We start from the raw sequence: 18254 nt of genomic DNA, 5'->3' as shown, positions 1-18254 counted from the left end.
GGTGATGCTCGTGTAAGATTTATTTCAAGTGAGCCCGGATCCGGCTTAATGACTGAGGCGTGATGTTTAGGTATGAGGCGATTTCTTTTAACGAAACTCGTTGTAAGAGTTGCGGGTATTCTTTTATCAGTATTTGATACTGGTGGCCTTTGTCGGCCCAGTAGTACTCGATGAAATAATGCTCGTACTCCTGCATGGTCTTTTCCATCAGTTTGCGTCCCCAGTTTGCCAGTTCTAGGGAATGAAGGAAGAGGTATTCCAAGTGAGAACGGGAGATTTGCACGAGCGTGGAAGATTCGAGGGTTTCTAGCGTGAATTTAGCTGTCGGTGTTTGTGACAGGTTTGGCATGGTGGCGGCCATATCTCCCTCGAATGCAAACAATAGGGTAAACTCCTTACCTTCCCGTTCGATAAATCCTCGGACAGAACCTTTTTCCACGAAATAAATATACTCATTGCGTTGCCCTTCCTGCACGATGGGTTCTTTTCTGTTGAAAGAGATGGTTGTTACATCTTTAAGGAGAAGGTGGATACTATCCTCGGATAGTTTATATTGTTGTTGGAGTATATCTGAAAATGTCATGTCATGATATTTTAAAAGGTTATAGGACGATCCCCCCACCGATTACCCGGTCTTCCCGATAAAAGACAGCCGGTTGTCCGGGGGCAATGGCCCACGCGGGAGAGGAAAGTTGTACGTGTAATGTCCGATTGGGTTGGAAAGATAGTTGTGCGAATCCTTCCGGGTTCAGCCCGATACCCCGTACTTTAACTTCTATGTCTTGTGAATGAATTTCTTCAGGATTAATTAAATGAATTTGCCCGAGAGTAAAGGTCGTTCGGTGTAGGCTTGCCTTATCTCCCACGACGATTTGGTTCGTGGACGGGGATAGGCGTGAAACATATTGTGGGAATTGTCCCTTGGACGGGATTCCTCTCTTTTGTCCCACGGTGTAATTCACGATTCCAGTATGTTCTCCCACGTGATTTCCGGATTCATCCACGATCCGGCCGGGTGTGAAACAAGAGTCTGTCCCCGGCTGGCTGGCGATGAAAGCCCGGTAGTCTCCTTTTTCAAGAAAACAGATACTCATGCTTTCTTGCTTTTCAGCCAGACGGATAAACCCGTGTTCTTTGGCCATTTCCTTTACCTGTGTTTTCGTGTAATGTCCTAATGGGGTGATGGCCCGGCATAGGATCTCTTCCGGAACGCCCCATAAGAAGTACGATTGGTCTTTATTCGGGTCAACTCCTTTATGGACGTAATAATGGTTCGCAAAAGGGTGAATCCGAATGTAGTGTCCCGTGGCGACATGGTGTACTTTTAGTTCGTTTGCCAAGTCTCGAAGTAGATTCCATTTGATAAAGCTGTTACACGTGGCGCACGGGTTGGGGGTAATTCCTGAAAGGTAGCCTTGGATGAAGGGTTGGACCACTTGTTTTTGGAAAAGTTGCCTGCCATTTAACCGGTAGAGCTTGATGCCCGTTTGTTTACACAATTCCTCGACTTCCGGTTCTTGCGAGGAGCTGGCCCGTGATGCCCATAATTGCAGGTGGACACCAATAACTTCAAAACCCTGTTGTTGTAACAGGAGTGCCGTAACAAAACTATCCACGCCTCCGCTGAGACCAACTACAACTTTTTCCATGTCCTTTTTTATTGAAGTCGGGGGACAAAAATACGGTTTAATTTTAGAATTGTCATAGGGTTTTGTATTTTGTTGGATGAATTTGTTGCTTGAACTCCTGATACTTGTGGGATAGCAAGCATTTTTAAGGTAATATTTTTACGAGTACTTCCGGGTGGGACTTGTTTTTCTCGTTTAAATTACCTTAATTTGCAGCACGAAATACGGGAGTGGCTCAGTTGGTAGAGCATCGGTCTCCAAAACCGAGGGTCGGGAGTTCGAACCTCTCCTCCCGTGCCGAAAAGAGGTTGTTATTGCAGCCTCTTTTTTATTTCCCATGTATGTATACTTTTGTGATATAAAAAGAAATATAGGAATGAATTATGACAAAGTTGGTGATTTTTGATCTGGATGGGACATTGCTGAACTCCTTGCAGGATTTGGCCGCAAGTACTAATTATGCTTTACGGCAACATGGGTATCCGACACATGAATTGCCTGCTTTTCGTTATTTTGTGGGGAATGGAATTAACAAATTGCTTGAACGAGCCTTGCCGGAGAAAGAGAGGACACATGAGAATATGTTGAAGATTCGGGAAGATTTCATGGCTTACTATGCCGAGCATAAAGCTGACTTTACGGCTCCTTATGATGGAATTTGTGAATTGTTGAAGACGCTGAAACGTCATCATGTATTGTTGGCTGTGGCTTCCAATAAATATCATGCAGCTACTCGGGAATTGATCCCGGAGTATTTTGGTGAGGGACTTTTCGATTTCGTTTATGGTCAACGGGAGGGGATTCCCGTGAAACCTGATCCCACGATTGTTTTCGATATCATGAAGGAAGCAGGAGTCTCGAAGGAGGAAGTCCTTTACGTGGGGGATTCGGGTGTGGATATGCAAACAGCTGTGAATAGCGGTGTTACATCGGTTGGGGTGACGTGGGGATTCCGGGATCGGAAAGAGTTGCAGGAAAACGGAGCACAATATATAGCTGATGAACCTTATGAGATTATGAAGTGGGTTGTTTTGTAGGCATTTCTTATTTTTCTTGTTAACTCGAAAATATGTATTATTTTTGTGCCAAATGCGTGTGAAATGGCAAACTCGGGAGAGATATTATCTTTGTACAAACAAGATGAAAGGGTTGCTCTACAGAAACTTTTTGATGTATATTATGAGCCTCTTTTGCTTTATTGTTACCGATTGATACGAGATCTGGAGAGTGCAGAGGATATCGTACAGGATTGTTTTGTACACATTTGGCGTTCTAGACGTTTGGAAAATTTCGAAGGAGAATTGGATCGATTTATGTTTCAAGCAATAAAGTTTAGGGCGATTAATTATGTGCGTGATCAGTGCCGAAAAGATCGATTGTATAGTAACATTTCTGAAAGAGAGTATGAGCTATCTGCTTATTTTGGGGAAGAGGAGGTCGGGAAGGAGATGGAATTACTATATCGCACGATTAGTCGTCTTCCGGATGAATGCCGAAAGATATTTTTGATGGCTTGTTTGGATGATATGAAGTATCGTGAAATTGCTGATGTATTGAATATTAGTATTAATACGGTTAAAACTCAAATGAAAATTGCTTTGCGATTTTTGCGTGAGAATCTAACTCGGGATGCATTCTCTTCTATTCTACTTTTTATGTCTACGGGGAAATAATTAAGCATTTGAGAAAAAAAAATCTTTTTCTTTTCACCCTAAATGAAAAGTGTGGTGATATATATATAGAAAATAAATATTAGGATGAAAGAAAATGATATAGATCGAATTTTAGCAGGAAGTTTTACCGGAGAAAAACTTTCCGAGGAGGAGAAATGTCTGTTGGAAGAATGGAGACGGGAGAATGAATGTAGGAATCGGTTTGAGGGAGAATTGCATGAATTGCGGAAACTTGGTGTGGGATTGAAATATCGAGAAAACAAGGATTTTGTTTTTGCGCGAATTGAAAGAATTGTACAAAAGCAACGGAAAGAACAATTATTTATTCGTTGGAGTTCTGTTGCTGCGGGAATCATGCTTTTGCTAGGTATTATGGGATATTTCATATATTCTCAAGAAGACGGAAATGAAATAATAGAGATTGCAAATATAGGTCCAGGATCTCCTAAGGCCGAACTTATATTACCTCAAGGACAAGTTATTGAGTTGGACTCTTCTTTTCAAGAGATTGTTTTTGCCGAACATCAATCGAAAGTGGCAAGCGTAAAAAATACATTAATTTATGATGCAGGGATGAATGTGGAGACTATTGATTTTCATACGATTCGTGTTCCATTAGGAGGGGAGTTTAATCTCCAGCTATCAGATAATACGCGAGTGCATTTGAATTCTGGTTCATCATTGCGCTATCCGGTTAGGTTTGCAGGAGATATTAGAGAAGTCTTTTTGACTGGGGAGGGATTTTTTGAAGTAACAAAAGACGAGGAGCGACCTTTCGTGGTGAAAACAGAGGAGGTAGACGTGAGAGTGTTAGGGACCTCTTTTAATGTAAATGCTTATCCGGATGAGAAAGTGGTTGCAACTACATTGGTCGAGGGGAAAGTAAGAGTTGGATACGGATCGAAAAATTTTGATTTAGATCCGGGAATGCAATTTGTGTATGATCGAGAGGATAAGACTGCAAATGTACGTACTGTTGATATGGAGCTTTATACTTCTTGGAAAGATGGTTATTATTATTTTAAACAGGAGTCTTTGGAGAGAATAATGGATGTGTTAGCTAAATGGTATAATTTGAATGTCTTTTTCCAAAATCCGGAATTGAAAAATATGGAATTTGGTGGACGTTTGAAACGCTATGAGGATATCAGTTATTTGTTGGAAAAGATGGAGGAAACTCAAGATGTTCAGTTTATAATTCATGGTAACACAATTATTATAAAAAGAAAAACAGATTGAAAATCTGGTAAATCTTCAATCTGCTGAATTGAAATATACTTTTCTTGTCATTTGCACTGGAAGAAAAAGTATATCATGTATAATTTAATAACAAATTTATGAAAAAAAAACGAAATGGCGTCTGGTCATTCTATTGGATATCATGGCGCAAAATGTTAATGTTTATGAAATTGTTAGGAGTTTTATTATTTAGCGTGTGTATGTCAGTGCACGCAAAAGGATTAGCTCAGGATGTAAAGGTGACAATTGATTTGAAAAATGTCTTCTTGACAACAGTTTTAGAAGAGTTGGGTAAACAGTCGAAGTGTGATTTTTTTTATAATTATGCCTTGCTGAAGACGAAAGGAATGGTCAGTGTAAAAGCTGAGAATGAAGAGCTTGTGCGAGTCCTAGAAAAGTTGCTATCTGATTTAGGGTTAACCTATTCTTTTGATGGAAATGTTGTGGTTATTAAAGAAAAAAACGTGACATCGGAGAAAGAAAAATCGAAAGTGATACAAGGATGGGTGTACGATAAAGATCGTCATGCTTTGCCTGGTGTAACCGTGAAGGTTGCGGGGACATCAATAGGAACTTCCACGAACGTGAAAGGTTGGTTCAGGATAGCCTTACCCATGCAACAGGGCGCTTTGGAATTTTCTTTTATTGGCTTTAAAAAGCAGCTTGTAAATTTTACTGTAGCAACGGATACATTACGAATCGTTTTGGAGGAGGAGTTGATGGAGTTGGATGAAGTCACGGTATCCACGGGATATTATAAAGTGGATAAACGTCATTTGACCAGTTCCGTGACCACGTTGAAGATGGATGATATCATGCAACCGGGAGTCAGCACGTTGGACCAGATGCTTGAAGGTAGAATCCCGGGAATGATTTTTATGCAGAATAGCGGGCAAGTGGGGGCCGCTCCCAAGATTAAAATACGCGGAACAACAACACTGTTGGGAAGTACCGCTCCTTTGTGGGTGTTGGATGGAGTCATTTTAACGGATCCTGTAAACGTGGATCCTGCGAGTATTAATGACTTGGATTTCGTGAACTTGTTGGGAAATGCCATTTCCGGTTTGAATCCCGAGGATATTGAAAAGTTGGACGTGTTAAAGGATGCGTCTGCTACTGCCATTTACGGGCCTAAAGCTTCTAATGGTGTTATCGTGATCACCACGAAGAAGGGAAAAGTCGGAGCTCCCTCTGTTTCTTATTCTTTATCGGGTACATTCCGGCAACGTCCTCGTTACACGGACCGTTCCGTTGACGTGATGAATTCGAAGGAACGAATTGATTTTTCCAAGGAAGTTGTACGCAAAAAACAACTTATTCCGGATTTATCTAGTTACGTGGGGTATGAAGCGGCTTACAACGATTACGTGAACGGGGTAATATCTTCCGATGAGTTTATTCGGAAAGTAAAATACATGGAGACCGTCAACACGGATTGGTTGGGGTTGTTAATGCAAGATACCTATTCTCATGCGCACACGTTGAGCATTTCCGGTGGATCTGAGAATGTTCGGTACTACACTTCTTTAGGTTATTCTGCGGAAAATGGTAACTTGAAAGGAGAGGAAAATAATCGTTATAGCGCAATGGCCAAGGTGGATGTTAATCATAAGAAGTTTCTGATGTCTTTTAGTTTGAATGGGAGTGTGCAGAAAAAGCAATACACCCCTCAAGAGGTCGGACTAATGACCTATGCGTTAAATACTGCCCGGAGTGTCGGTGCCTATAACGAGGATGGCAGTTTGATGTTTTATCAAAGAGATGATGATTTGGAACACACGTATTCCAAGCCATTTAGTATTATTAATGAAAGAGAAAATACGGATGATAATATCCAAACTAACGCTATTAATGTAAGTACAAATATAGAATATCGTTTAATCCCTTGTTTGAAGGCGGGAGTCCAATTTTCTTACGGAATCTCTAATTTGGAAGAGAGGGTTTATTTCGGTGAAAAAAGTTGGTATGCGGCTAATTTAAGAAAAGAATATGCTCCTGGGCAAGATAATGTGGGGGTATCTTCTTATTCGGAAATGCCTGTTGGTGGAGAACTGCGTTTAAATAATACTAAAAATGAAAATTATAGTGTCCGGGCAAATCTATCATTTAATAAATTTTTGGATAAAGAAAGTAGACATCAGTTCCAAGCTTCTGTTATTGGAGAGTTGAGTTCAACTCTTTATACTAGTTTTGCAATAACGAAAAGGGGATATATCCCGGAACGGGGGATGCTTTTTGATGATGTGAATTTACCTGATTCGTGGGGATACGTGCCATTTCCTAATTATGATAGTTGGTTAAAAACTAATTCTTCCGCCAAGGGAGTTTTGACGCATAATTTAACCCGTCAAGTAGGATTAGTGGGAACGTTGTTTTATGCTTATAAAGATTCGTATATTCTTAATGCGAATATGCGTATTGATGGAAGTAATAAATTTGGAGATAGAAGTAATGAAAAACTGAACCCGATATGGTCTGTTTCCGGTCGATGGAATATGCACGAGAATCTGTTGTCTGATAAATGGTGGATTAATACCTTAGCATTAAAAGCGTCGTTTGGTTACCAAGGAAATATGTCTGCTCAAGATTCTCCGAAGTTGATTATACAGCGAAAGGGTACTCATTGGGCGTTTAACGAATTATACTCTTCCATTAAGTATTACCCGAACCCGCATTTAAAATGGGAGAAGACGTCAACCTATAACATCGAGTTGGAATACTCGTTGTTTAATAACAAGCTAGTCGGGAATTTCAGTTATTATTATCGTCACACGACGGATGCGTTTATGTCGAAAACGGTTTCAAGAATTAATGGTGTTAGTACTTATACGGTGAATAGGGGTACCTTAAATAATCAGGGGTTTGAGTTTAATTTTAATTTTACGCCTATCGAGAATCTTGGAGCTGGCGGGGAGAAACGCGGTTTCGTGTGGCGAATAAACCCGAACTTCGGTTCCGTGTTGAATCAGTTGGTGGATAAAATAAAAGCCAAAGATGAGGTTTTGCAGGATGAAATCAGATACGGGGATTATCTGGACGGTCGGGTTCAAATTGCCGGGCGTCCCGTAAACACGTTTTATTCTTACAAATTTACGGGTTTGGATCCCAAGGACGGGCGTCCTACTTTTTACGGCACGGATGCAGGCGAGATAGTCGGGACGGATAAGAACGGTAACGAGATTACCCGCCAGAAATCGTACGAGTTGATGACGTTGGGGGATGTTTGTATGGAGGTGATGGAACATTCCGGTTGTAGAGAACCTTTTTTACAGGGAAGTATCAGTAACTATTTGGGCTGGAGAAACTGGGGGTTGTCCTTCAATTTGGCTTATAGCGTGGGGGCAAAGGTTCGTTTGTTACAAATGTATGGAAGTAGTAATTCGGCAGTACCGGCTCCGGTGATGAACATGAGAGGCGAATTTGTTCATCGTTGGCAGCGTCCTGGGGATGAGAAATACACGAATGTTCCCGGGATGTTGGATGCAGAGAGTTACAAGAGAACAAGAACGCCATGGTGGAATGACAAGTCGTACGAATTTGCCGGAACGATTTGGAATATGTATGACAATTCCAATGTCCGTGTCGTTTCGGGAGATTACTTGAAATTGACAAGCTTGTCATTGCGTTACGTTGTCCCGAAGAGAATTTGTCAGAAGATGTACATGAAGTCAGCTTATTTGAGTGTGAGTGGAACAAATCTATTTACCATATGTAGCAAAAAATTGAAAGGGCAGGATCCCTCTCAATTCGGTTCTTCGGAGTTGATAAACATATCTGTTCGCCCGACTTATAGTCTTAGTTTGAATGTGACATTTTAATGAATGAAAAAGATGAAAAGATATTTAATCTTAATACTTTGTGTGTTATTGTTTAATTCATGTGGGAAATTTTTGGAAGAATTTTCACAGGATTTGGCTTATGCGGAAAGTTGTGCCGATTTAGACGAGATTCTTATCGGAAACGGATATATGGAGCAACCGGAGGGTTTTGCGAAGGCAAGTATTTACGGTAATGGATACTATCCCTATATTCACGTGATGGATGATGATGTGATTATGACAGTATTTAAAAAAGACGGTGTTACGGATCTCATAAATGAGATGGTTCCTTATAAGAATTTCTATGACTGGTCTGATCAGTTGACTATCAATCCAAAGACAGATGAGGAGTGGGAGGATAAGGATTGGGAAAAAATGTATAGCCATATAGCGTACTTGAATGTTATTATCGCTCACGTGAAAAAATTCTCCCATGACTCTGTTGAGACTCGGAATAGAGTGGAAGGAGAGGCTCGTTTCCTGCGAGGTGCTTATTACTATTTGTTAACGAATCTCTATGCGAATCCTTACGTGAAAGAATCAGCATCTAGTGATATGGGTGTCCCATTGAATCTTACAGAAGACATAGTAGATGAGTATTATAAAAGAAATTCAATGGAGGAGTGTTATCGTGTTATTGTGGAGGATTTGAAAGTCGCTGCCGATAAGTTGAAGGGGGTTACACAACCTACGATCTATAGAGTGAACGAACTTGCCGCCCGGATATTATTGAGCAGGGTGTATTTGTATATGGGAGAATGGCAGTTGGCGTTGGATGAATGTCAAAAGGCGTTGGCTTTGGAGGGTGTGGAATTAATGGATTTAAAATCGTTTCAGGGAAGAGAGAAAGAGCGATACGTGTTGGATAATAAAAATCCGGAAATCGTCTTTACGCAAGGGTATAGTGCGACCAATACTTTTTATGATCAGATGTCTTATTTTTGCATATGCACCTTTGGTGGTTCAGAAGACTTGATTTCTTTATATAACCGTTTTGAAGAGCAACAAATAAAGGACTTGAGATTAGATGCTTTTTTTGAGGTTATAGGAGATGAGCAATACAAGATGTCAAAAGTAGGGGAGAAAGTGTACGATTGTTTCGTGATCCGAAGTGCGGAGTTATATTTGAACAAGGCGGAAGCCGAAGCCATGTTGGATAAAGCGGAGGCGATACAGACGATTAAAACGTTGTTGAACAATCGTTTTGAAGGTGGCATCCCCGATATAGACGGTTTGAGTGGAAAAGATTTGGTTTCATTTATCCGGGATGAACGACGCCGTGAACTTTGTTTTGAGGCTCACCGTTGGTTTGATCTGCGTAGGTATGCGGTGTCTCCGAAGTACCCGGAGAAAAAATCTATAAGACATACGGCTTATGACATAAAAGGTAAGTTGGAAGGGGATTACGTGTTAAAACCGTACGGTGAAGACCCGGCGTGGGTGTTACCGATTCCCGGTTACGAGATCGTGTATAATCAAGGTAATTTGGTTGATAATCCCCAGCGAGTGGAAAGAGAATTGGAGTAACGGATCATAAAAAATAGTGATATGTGGAAAAGTTATTTATTATATAGTTTATGCGTCTTCACGTTATTGACTTCTTGTAACGAAGAAGACATTAAACTGGATGCAAGTACTGTCGTTGACTGGTTTGCAGTGCCGGATAGACCAGGAGAGTTGGGGCATTTACTCCATAAAATATATAAAGAAACAGGAGTTTCAATTTTCGTTAACGATACGTTGGGATACGTGGAAGATGGGATTGATGCTAACGGGGAACCGGTGAGATTTTATGAAACTGTAAGTGAAAAATATCTTCTTTATAGTTCCGTATCAAGAGATATTCGTTTCGTTTTATCGCGAGATACGGTAGCGATGTTAAAAGCGGTCAATACGATAGAGAAGTGGGTGTTTCCGAATTTGCCGCCTTCTGGGAAATATCGGATAAAATCTTTATTGTTGGTGGATAGTTTGTTAACAGAAGATTATGGGGGAGATACGATAAGAAAAGGTGGGAAAACGGCTTGGGTCTTTGAGGAATCGATTGAAACAACGCCCGTGGGTAAATTAGCGGATATTAAAAACATGGATGAACCCACGTTGAAATTTTGGGCGGGAATGGTGTTGAGTACTAAAGTGTATAATTGGTTAAACAGCCACTGTTCGGATTCTTTAAAAGTATTTTATAAAATGACAAATTCGGATTTACCTAAAAAAGCACGAACATTATATAATTTACATGGTTATAAATTTTATCGAATGATCGATACCGGGGAGGAAATTGATTGGAATCCTGATTGGTATTTCGGTGCGGAGTTATGGGATTACTGGCGTATGGGATTCCTGGAATGGGGGGATGCCGAGTGGTGTGAAATAGATCCTAAAGATAGTAGCAGGTGGATCGTGCATCGAAAAGCTCTGGAGAAATCTTGTGATGCGATGAATTATATTGCCTCTGTTTACGCCTTTTCGGATGAAGAGTTCAAGAATCTTTTCGCGGGTGTAGAGTATAGCGAAAAATGTATTCAACGACGTTTGTACATGAAAAAGTTAGTTGATCTTTTTTGTAAAGCAAACGGGGTTACTTGTCAATCTTTTCACTAGAAGGAGTTACGTAAATTAAGAAATAGGACAGAAGGAAACTGATCGTGCTAGTTGAAATTGGTTTCCTCTCTGTTCTTGGGAGGAAGTTTGCAAATGAAAACAAGTTTTACTTCATTCCCGGTAAAGTGGTATATGTTCGTATTGTTAAATAATATTGTGTATGAAAAAAAGTATGTTATTAGTGATAAGTCTTTTGACTTATTGTAGTGTATTTGCCCAAAGTGTAAAATTTGATACCTTGTCTTTGGATCAAGCTCTTTCACGGGCACGAGCGGAGGGAAAGTTTGTTTTTGTTGATGTTACCGCTTCTTGGTGTGGGCCGTGTCAAGTGATGCTTGAAGAAGTGTTGAGTAGAAAAGACGTGGGGGAGTATTGTAACAAACAATTTATTTGTATACAAATGGATGTAGATAAATTGGAGGGGAAAGACTTTAAAAAGAAGTACGGCGTGAACTCCATCCCGACATTTTTTATTTTGCAAGAGGATGGCACAGTAAGACATCGCTTGCGGGGAGCAAGAAGACCGGAAGATTTTCTAGCCTGGGCTAAACGTGGTGTAAATGAAACGTCATCATTGTTTTTTTTGAATGGTTTGCTTGAACGAAAGCAAAAAATGAGTTTGCAGAATAAAGTTGATTATTATTTGGTATTGAAAGATATAAGAAAATTGCATGATGCCGATAGCCTTCGGACAGTTTTGTTTGAGCAGACCCCGTTTGAAAAATTAACAGATAAAGAATGTTGGTCTCTTTTTAGCGAAGAGGTATATGGAAGCCAATATTTTGAATACGTGGTGAAACATGGTGACAAGTTCCGGGAAAAGCAAGGAAAAGAGCGAATTGATGATTACCTGGTTCAAGGCTATAAACAAGAAATTCAGCGTTTGATGTATGGCAGTCAAGCTTCTCCAGAGGCGTTCGATTTGATAAAACAAATTACGATGGCAGTGTCCACCCCAGACCGTACTGTTATCTCGGGGGAAGATAAAGTAAAAGTTGTATTGGCTTGGGCAAAAGAAGTAAAAGCTTTCCTAGAAAATGATATCCCGGGGATGGTGGAAGGGATGCAAGAACTGGTGGAACTAAAAGAGTGGCGGGATTGCTTGTGGCACGCGATGCAATATGTAGGATTGAACGGAAAAGATGAAGACAAGGAACGAATGGGTCAGTTTACTTCCAAGATGCTCTTTGAATTTGCTAAAACTCCCGTGGAACAATGGGATTTTTATCAAAAATTCAGGTACCTGGGTTTTCCGATAAGTTGTAACGGGAAATTTTGGAGTGATGCTTTGGAGAGAGTAAAGGAAAAAAATAAGCCTTTGTTGTTGGAATGCGTAAGAGGTAGTGATGCTTATTTTATTATGCGGAATTGGGCGTGGGATTTACCCGAGCGGGTGAATTATCTGGATTCTTTATGCGTTAGCGTGAGGATAGACATGGATGATCCCGATGTTGCTTTTTTGAAAGAGAGATTTGAAATAACGAATTACCCTGCTTATTTCTTGTTGGATAAAGAGGGTAAGGTCAGATATTCTTGGGAAGGCATGATAGAGGAGGATCAAGCTTTTAGAGATTCTTTACGGAAAGGGTTGGAGGGGATTTGAGGTATTTGTAATAGTCAAGACTTATTCTGACAGCTTTTTGCTTGATAGGAAACCACCTGTCAGAATAAGTTCTTGGATATTTTAAGTTAGGGAATTATATACGAGTTTACAGTAATGTAGAATAGTCGCACGGGAGTTTTGTTCGTAAGTTAACCGGAAAATGGATGAGGCAGACCAGTGTATTTGACTTTGATGTTTCCTTGTTGGTTGTTAGAAATGATAACGAGATTTCGGCTCAAGTTATAATCAATAGTTGCGCATACTAGTTACAAATTTCAATAACATGAAATATTAAAAGTTTCATTAATATATTGAGCTTGTACAATATAAGCTTCGTTGTATGTACTGCGACCTTGATGAATACCAACAAGAGCTGATTCATTATGAGCTGTTGAAACATAGATAGCGCTTCCGCTGTCTCTAGGTTCGCTTGTATAATCAGCAGTGTACATTTCGCCAATCTTGGTACCATTCTTGAACGTGACCCAAACATTTGCACTTGTAATTTTTCCTGTATTTGCATATTGGTCTCGGTGCATTCTTACAATACAACCAATAGGAACAGATCGTACTGGTATCATATGTACATTAGTATGAGGTATTTGTAATAAATCACAAATGTCAGTGTCAATAGTGCAAAATGCAGCATCAATTTTGCCACTTGTTTGAGATTTGACACATGAGCCAATGAATTCAAATGGTCCTTCTTCTGTGATAGGATAATATAAAGAACCTCCTTCCCAAAGAAAATGTCCAGAAACGACAAATCCCTTACTTCCATCTGACATCGTTGCTCTGTATCCTAATGATGCAGTTGTGTTTATTCTATCTTGGTATATACTTTTTGAGTTACGAACAAAGGTTCCCGGGGAAAGTTGAAATTTAGACTCAATGGAATTGTATCCAGAGGCAGCTTCAAATTTAATAGCAGGAGAATCGCTTATATTTTCTCTAAATTCACTTATTCTTTTCTCCGAAAATTCTAACAACCCGATAACAATGCAGTTTTTATCTTCTTGGAAGCGGATGTATGAAATGTTTTGCATAATGGAGGGATGTTGAGAATTTTCCTGATAAGATTTAGTTACAGTATTCATTATTTGTTTTAAATATGCATAAGTGAAAGTACATTTCTTTAGAATGAAATTTCCACTCCCGAGTATGTTTTCGATACTTCTTTTATTTTCTTTTGTTGTGTCGCTTAAGAGAATAACGAGTTGATTATTGGAGTTAATATAAGCTCCTCCATAATATGATGGATAAATTATAGAATCGGTTTGCGACCTAGAAATACGGAATGATTGCAATAAAGTTTGATATGTCTCCCCTGCGGAAAGATTGGCTTTTGAAGCATCATTCATTGAGGGGAAATTGTCTGTACGTTCCTTTTGTAAATTTGTTTTTTCTTTGTTTGTACACGCCGCAAGCAAAATTACAAAAGAGATTATCAAGATTCGTATATGGATTGTTTTCATAGATAGGTATTTATTTGAAATAATATTTTCTATAAAGGTACGAAAATGATATTTAACACGGATGTTAAATATTAGAATTTTTAGAAAAAATACAAGCTTCATGCAAAAGGAATATTAGTTAGATTAAAATTGTAGATGGATAAATAAAATGAATTGAAAGTTGTGGGAATGAAAAAAGTATTCATATATTTGTCGTAATGAAAAAATGGGTAGGAGAGCCTACCTTGAATATATTGTGAAATTATTACATCTTGAGCCTAAAATCGCCAAATTTAAAGCACACAGGATGGACATATGTTCACGCTGGCAAGCGTGGATTGTTGTCTATTTGTGTGCAGGTGTTTGGCGATACCGAGGTTCAAATAGCACAGTCCCCGCTTTTTTATTGTATAATTTTTGCTTTTGGGGATTGGGGTAAAACTAAAATTTACACTATGAATAAATCGCCAGGGTAAAAAATTAAAGAAACTTATCTAGCCATATTCACAAGGTGAAACTTGGAATGCTTTTATACCTGTTTCTAAACAATGTTTTTGTCTTCTTGTACGGTATGCTTTTTATGATTGAGGCAATGATTAAAATTGAATATTCGTATGAAAAGATTGAATGCTTGTAGAAACTAAGGTTGAATTCTATACAAAAAAGAGAGTCCAACGCCTAGGAAACCTTGGAACTCTCCTAAAACAAAAATGTTTTATTAAATTATGTAGCGCAAATTTATGGAAAAAAAGCGAAATCACGCTTGGTCATGCTATGGGATAGCATGGCGCAAAATGTTAATGTTTACGAAATTATTCGGAATCTTGTTGTTTGTTGTGTATATGTTTTTGCCTGCTAGAGGAATAGCTCAGGAAGGAGTCGCGTCAAAGAAAGAAAAATCCAAGGTCTTACAGGGATGGGTGTATGATAAGAACCATCAAGTCTTGCCAGGTGTAACGGTGAAAGTTGCCGGGACGTCGGTAGGAACTTCCACGAACGTGAAAGGTTGGTTCAGGATAACCTTACCCATACAACGGGGTACTTTGGAGTTTTCTTTTATCGGTTTTAAAAAGCAACTAGTAAATTTTACGGATAAAACGGATACATTACGAATTGTTTTGGAGGAGGAATTGATGGAGTTGGATGAAGTCACGGTATCCACGGGATATTATAAAGTGGATAAACGTCATTTGACGAGTTCCGTGACCACGTTGAAGATGGATGACATCATGCAACCGGGAGTCAGCACGTTGGACCAGATGCTGGAAGGTCGAATCCCGGGAATGATTTTTATGCAGAATAGCGGGCAAGTGGGAGCCGCACCCAAGATTAAAATACGCGGAACAACAACCTTGTTGGGGAATACCGCTCCTTTGTGGGTGTTGGATGGAGTCATTTTAACAGATCCTGTAAACGTGGATCCGGCGAGTATTAATGACTTGGATTTCGTGAACTTGTTGGGAAATGCTATTTCTGGATTGAATCCCGAGGATATTGAAAAATTGGACGTGTTAAAAGATGCCTCTGCCACGGCCATTTACGGGCCTAAGGCTTCTAACGGAGTTATCGTGATCACCACGAAAAAAGGAAAGGTCGGGGCTCCCTCTGTTTCTTATTCTTTATCGGGTACATTCCGGCAACGTCCCCGTTACACGGATCGTTCTGTTGATGTGATGAATTCTCAAGAAAGGATCGATTTCTCGAAGGAAGTGGTACGGAAAAAACAAGTTATTCCGGATTTATCCAGTTACGTGGGATATGAGGCTGCTTATAACGATTACGTGAATGGAGTAATCTCTTCCGATGAATTTGTTCGGAAAGTAAAATTTATGGAGACGGTCAATACAGACTGGTTAGGATTATTAATGCAAGATACCTATTCTCATGCACACACCTTAAGTATTTCCGGTGGTTCGGAGAATGTACGATATTATACTTCATTGGGGTATTCGAACGAGAAGGGTAACTTGAAAGGGGAAGAAAACAGTCGTTATAGTGCCATGGCCAAGGTGGATATCAATTATAATAAGTTTATCATGTCTTTCAGCTTGAACGGGAACGTGCAGAAAAAGGAATATACACCCCAAGAGGTTGGATTGATGACTTATGCCTTGAACACGGCCCGCAGCGTGGGTGCGTATAATGAGGATGGTAGTTTGATGTTTTATCAAAGAGACAATGATTTGGCACACACGTATTCCAAGCCTTTCAGTATAATTAATGAGAGAAAAAATACAGATGATGACATTCAAAGTAATGCGATCAGTATGAGTGCGAATATAGAATACCGACTCATTCCTTGTTTGAAGGCCGGTATGCAATTTTCTTATGGAATCTCTAATTTTGAAGAAAGGGTCTATTTTGGAGAAAAGAGTTGGTATGCTGCGAATTTGAAAAAAGAATATGCTCCTGATTCTCCTAATAGTGGCTATCTTTCTTCTGAGTCAGAAATGCCTGTGGGTGGAGAATTGCGTCTAAATAGTACTAAAAATGAGAATTACAGTGTTCGGGCAAATCTATCATTCAATAAATTTCTGGATAAGGAAAATACACATCAATTTCAAGCTTCTGTTATCGGAGAATTAAGTTCAACCCTTTATACCGGTTTTGCTATAACGAAGCGAGGATATATTCCGGAACGGGGAATGCTTTTTGATGACGTAAATTTACCTGATTCGTGGGGATACCTGGAATTTCCTAATTATGATGGTTGGTTGAAAAGTAATCCTTCTGCTAAAGGAATTTTAACCCATAATTTGACTCGTCAAGTAGGATTGGTGGGAACGTTGTTTTATGCTTATAAAGATGCGTATATCTTTAATGCTAATATGCGTATAGATGGAAGTAATAAATTTGGAGATAGAAGCAATGAAAAACTGAACCCGATATGGTCTGTTTCCGGTAGATGGAATATACATGAAAATTTATTGTCTGATAAATGGTGGATTAATACCTTGGCATTAAAAGCCTCGTTTGGTTACCAAGGAAATATGTCCGCCCAGGATTCTCCGAATTTGATTATACAGCGAAAGGGTACTCATTGGGCATTTAATGAATTGTATTCTTCCATCAAGTATTACCCGAACCCGCATTTAAAATGGGAAAAAACCTCAACTTATAATATCGAGTTGGAATACTCGTTGTTTAATAACAAGCTAGTCGGGAATTTCAGCTATTATTATCGCCACACGACGGATGCATTTATGTCCAAAACGGTGTCAAGAATTAATGGCGTCAGCAGTTATACCGTAAACCAAGGAACGTTGAATAATCAAGGGTTTGAGTTTGATATTAATTTTACTCCCATTGAGAATCTTGGAGCTGGTGGGGAAAAGCGCGGTTTCGTGTGGCGTATAAATCCGAATTTCGGTTCTGTATTTAATCAGTTGGTGGATAAAATAAAATCCAAAGACAAAGTTTTACAGGATGAAATTAGGTATGGGGATTATCTGGACGGTCGGGTACAAGTTGCCGGGCGTCCCGTGAACACGTTTTATTCCTATAAATTTACGGGTTTGGATCCCAAGGATGGACGCCCTACTTTTTACGGAACGGATGCAGACGAGATTGTGGACACGGATGCGGACGGTAACGAGATTACCCGTCAGAAATCATACGAGTTGATGACGTTGGGGGATGTTTGCATGGAAGTGATGGAACATTCCGGTTGTAGGGAGCCTTTTTTACAGGGAAGTATCAGTAACTATTTGGGTTGGAGAAACTGGGGGTTGTCCTTCAATTTGGCTTATAGCGTGGGTTCAAAGATTCGCTTGTTACAAATGTATGGAAATAATAATTCGGCTGTGCCGGCTCCGGTGATGAATATGAGAAGAGAATTTGTTCATCGTTGGCAACGTCCCGGGGATGAAGAATACACGAATGTTCCGGGTTTGTTGGATGCTAAGAGCTACGAGAAAACCAAAACTCCTTGGTGGAATGATAAACCCTATGAATTTGCCGGGACGATTTGGAATATGTATGATAATTCCAATGTACGTGTGGCTTCGGGAGATTATCTAAAATTGACAAGTTTATCTTTACGTTATGTTGTCCCGGAAAAGATTTGTCGGAAAATGTATATGAAGTCAGCTTATCTGAACGTGAGTGGAACAAATCTATTTACGATATGTAGTAAAAAACTGAAAGGGCAAGATCCCTCTCAATTCGGTTCTTCCGAGTTGATTAATATATCTGTCCGTCCTACTTATAGTCTTAGCTTAAATGTAACATTTTAA

11 protein-coding genes and 1 tRNA gene are annotated in these 18254 nt (G+C 39.6%); 9 read left to right on the top strand and 3 right to left on the bottom strand.

Annotated features, from left to right (window positions below; all coding sequences use genetic code 11):
- Positions 1-19: 19 nt before the first annotated feature.
- Together R8806_RS08940 and mnmA are read right to left on the bottom strand one after the other, a co-directional pair.
- Positions 20-583: a Crp/Fnr family transcriptional regulator gene (locus tag R8806_RS08940; protein ID WP_124317275.1), complete on the bottom strand. Its 564-nt coding sequence runs from the start codon at positions 581-583 to the stop codon at positions 20-22.
- Between the two features lie 19 nt (positions 584-602).
- Entirely contained in the window at positions 603-1649 is a 1047-nt protein-coding gene (mnmA, locus tag R8806_RS08935; protein WP_124317276.1) for a tRNA 2-thiouridine(34) synthase MnmA, read from the bottom strand.
- A 203-nt stretch (positions 1650-1852) separates the two neighbouring features.
- Between mnmA and R8806_RS08930 the strand changes: the two genes are divergently transcribed.
- The 8 genes from R8806_RS08930 to R8806_RS08895 all read left to right on the top strand — a co-directional run bounded on the left by R8806_RS08930 (position 1853) and on the right by R8806_RS08895 (position 12565).
- Positions 1853-1925, top strand: a tRNA-Trp gene (locus tag R8806_RS08930).
- Between the two features lie 86 nt (positions 1926-2011).
- The gene (locus R8806_RS08925; protein ID WP_124317277.1) at positions 2012-2665 is read left to right on the top strand and encodes an HAD family hydrolase; all 654 of its coding nucleotides are present in this window, start codon (positions 2012-2014) and stop codon (positions 2663-2665) included.
- A 63-nt stretch (positions 2666-2728) separates the two neighbouring features.
- On the top strand, positions 2729-3301 hold the full coding sequence (locus tag R8806_RS08920; protein ID WP_124317278.1) for an RNA polymerase sigma-70 factor: 573 nt from the start codon (positions 2729-2731) through the stop codon (positions 3299-3301).
- A gap of 84 nt (positions 3302-3385) precedes the next feature.
- Positions 3386-4540, top strand: coding sequence for a FecR family protein (locus tag R8806_RS08915; protein ID WP_124317279.1), 1155 nt, complete (start codon positions 3386-3388; stop codon positions 4538-4540).
- 164 nt (positions 4541-4704) lie between these two features.
- Positions 4705-8358, top strand: a complete 3654-nt coding sequence (locus R8806_RS08910; RefSeq protein WP_229783048.1) for a SusC/RagA family TonB-linked outer membrane protein — start codon at positions 4705-4707, stop codon at positions 8356-8358.
- A 12-nt stretch (positions 8359-8370) separates the two neighbouring features.
- The gene (locus R8806_RS08905; protein ID WP_167513931.1) at positions 8371-9885 is read left to right on the top strand and encodes a RagB/SusD family nutrient uptake outer membrane protein; all 1515 of its coding nucleotides are present in this window, start codon (positions 8371-8373) and stop codon (positions 9883-9885) included.
- A gap of 21 nt (positions 9886-9906) precedes the next feature.
- The gene (locus tag R8806_RS08900) at positions 9907-10962 is read left to right on the top strand and encodes a hypothetical protein (protein ID WP_151412088.1); all 1056 of its coding nucleotides are present in this window, start codon (positions 9907-9909) and stop codon (positions 10960-10962) included.
- 160 nt (positions 10963-11122) lie between these two features.
- A complete protein-coding gene (locus R8806_RS08895) occupies positions 11123-12565 on the top strand; it encodes a thioredoxin family protein (protein WP_151412089.1) in 1443 nt (480 codons plus the stop codon).
- A 275-nt stretch (positions 12566-12840) separates the two neighbouring features.
- Here the strand turns inward: R8806_RS08895 and R8806_RS08890 are convergent, their stop codons facing one another.
- On the bottom strand, positions 12841-14142 hold the full coding sequence (locus R8806_RS08890) for a chymotrypsin family serine protease (RefSeq protein ID WP_151412090.1): 1302 nt from the start codon (positions 14140-14142) through the stop codon (positions 12841-12843).
- Positions 14143-14759: 617 nt separating this feature from the next.
- Here R8806_RS08890 and R8806_RS08885 point away from each other — a divergent pair.
- Complete coding sequence (locus R8806_RS08885; RefSeq protein ID WP_124317759.1) at positions 14760-18254, top strand: SusC/RagA family TonB-linked outer membrane protein; 3495 nt, start codon at positions 14760-14762, stop codon at positions 18252-18254.

The sequence above is a fragment of the Butyricimonas faecihominis genome (assembly GCF_033096445.1).
Lineage (GTDB): Bacteria > Bacteroidota > Bacteroidia > Bacteroidales > Marinifilaceae > Butyricimonas > Butyricimonas faecihominis.
Note: the sequence above shows the minus strand (reverse complement) of the source record. Positions and strands in the feature narration are given on the sequence as shown.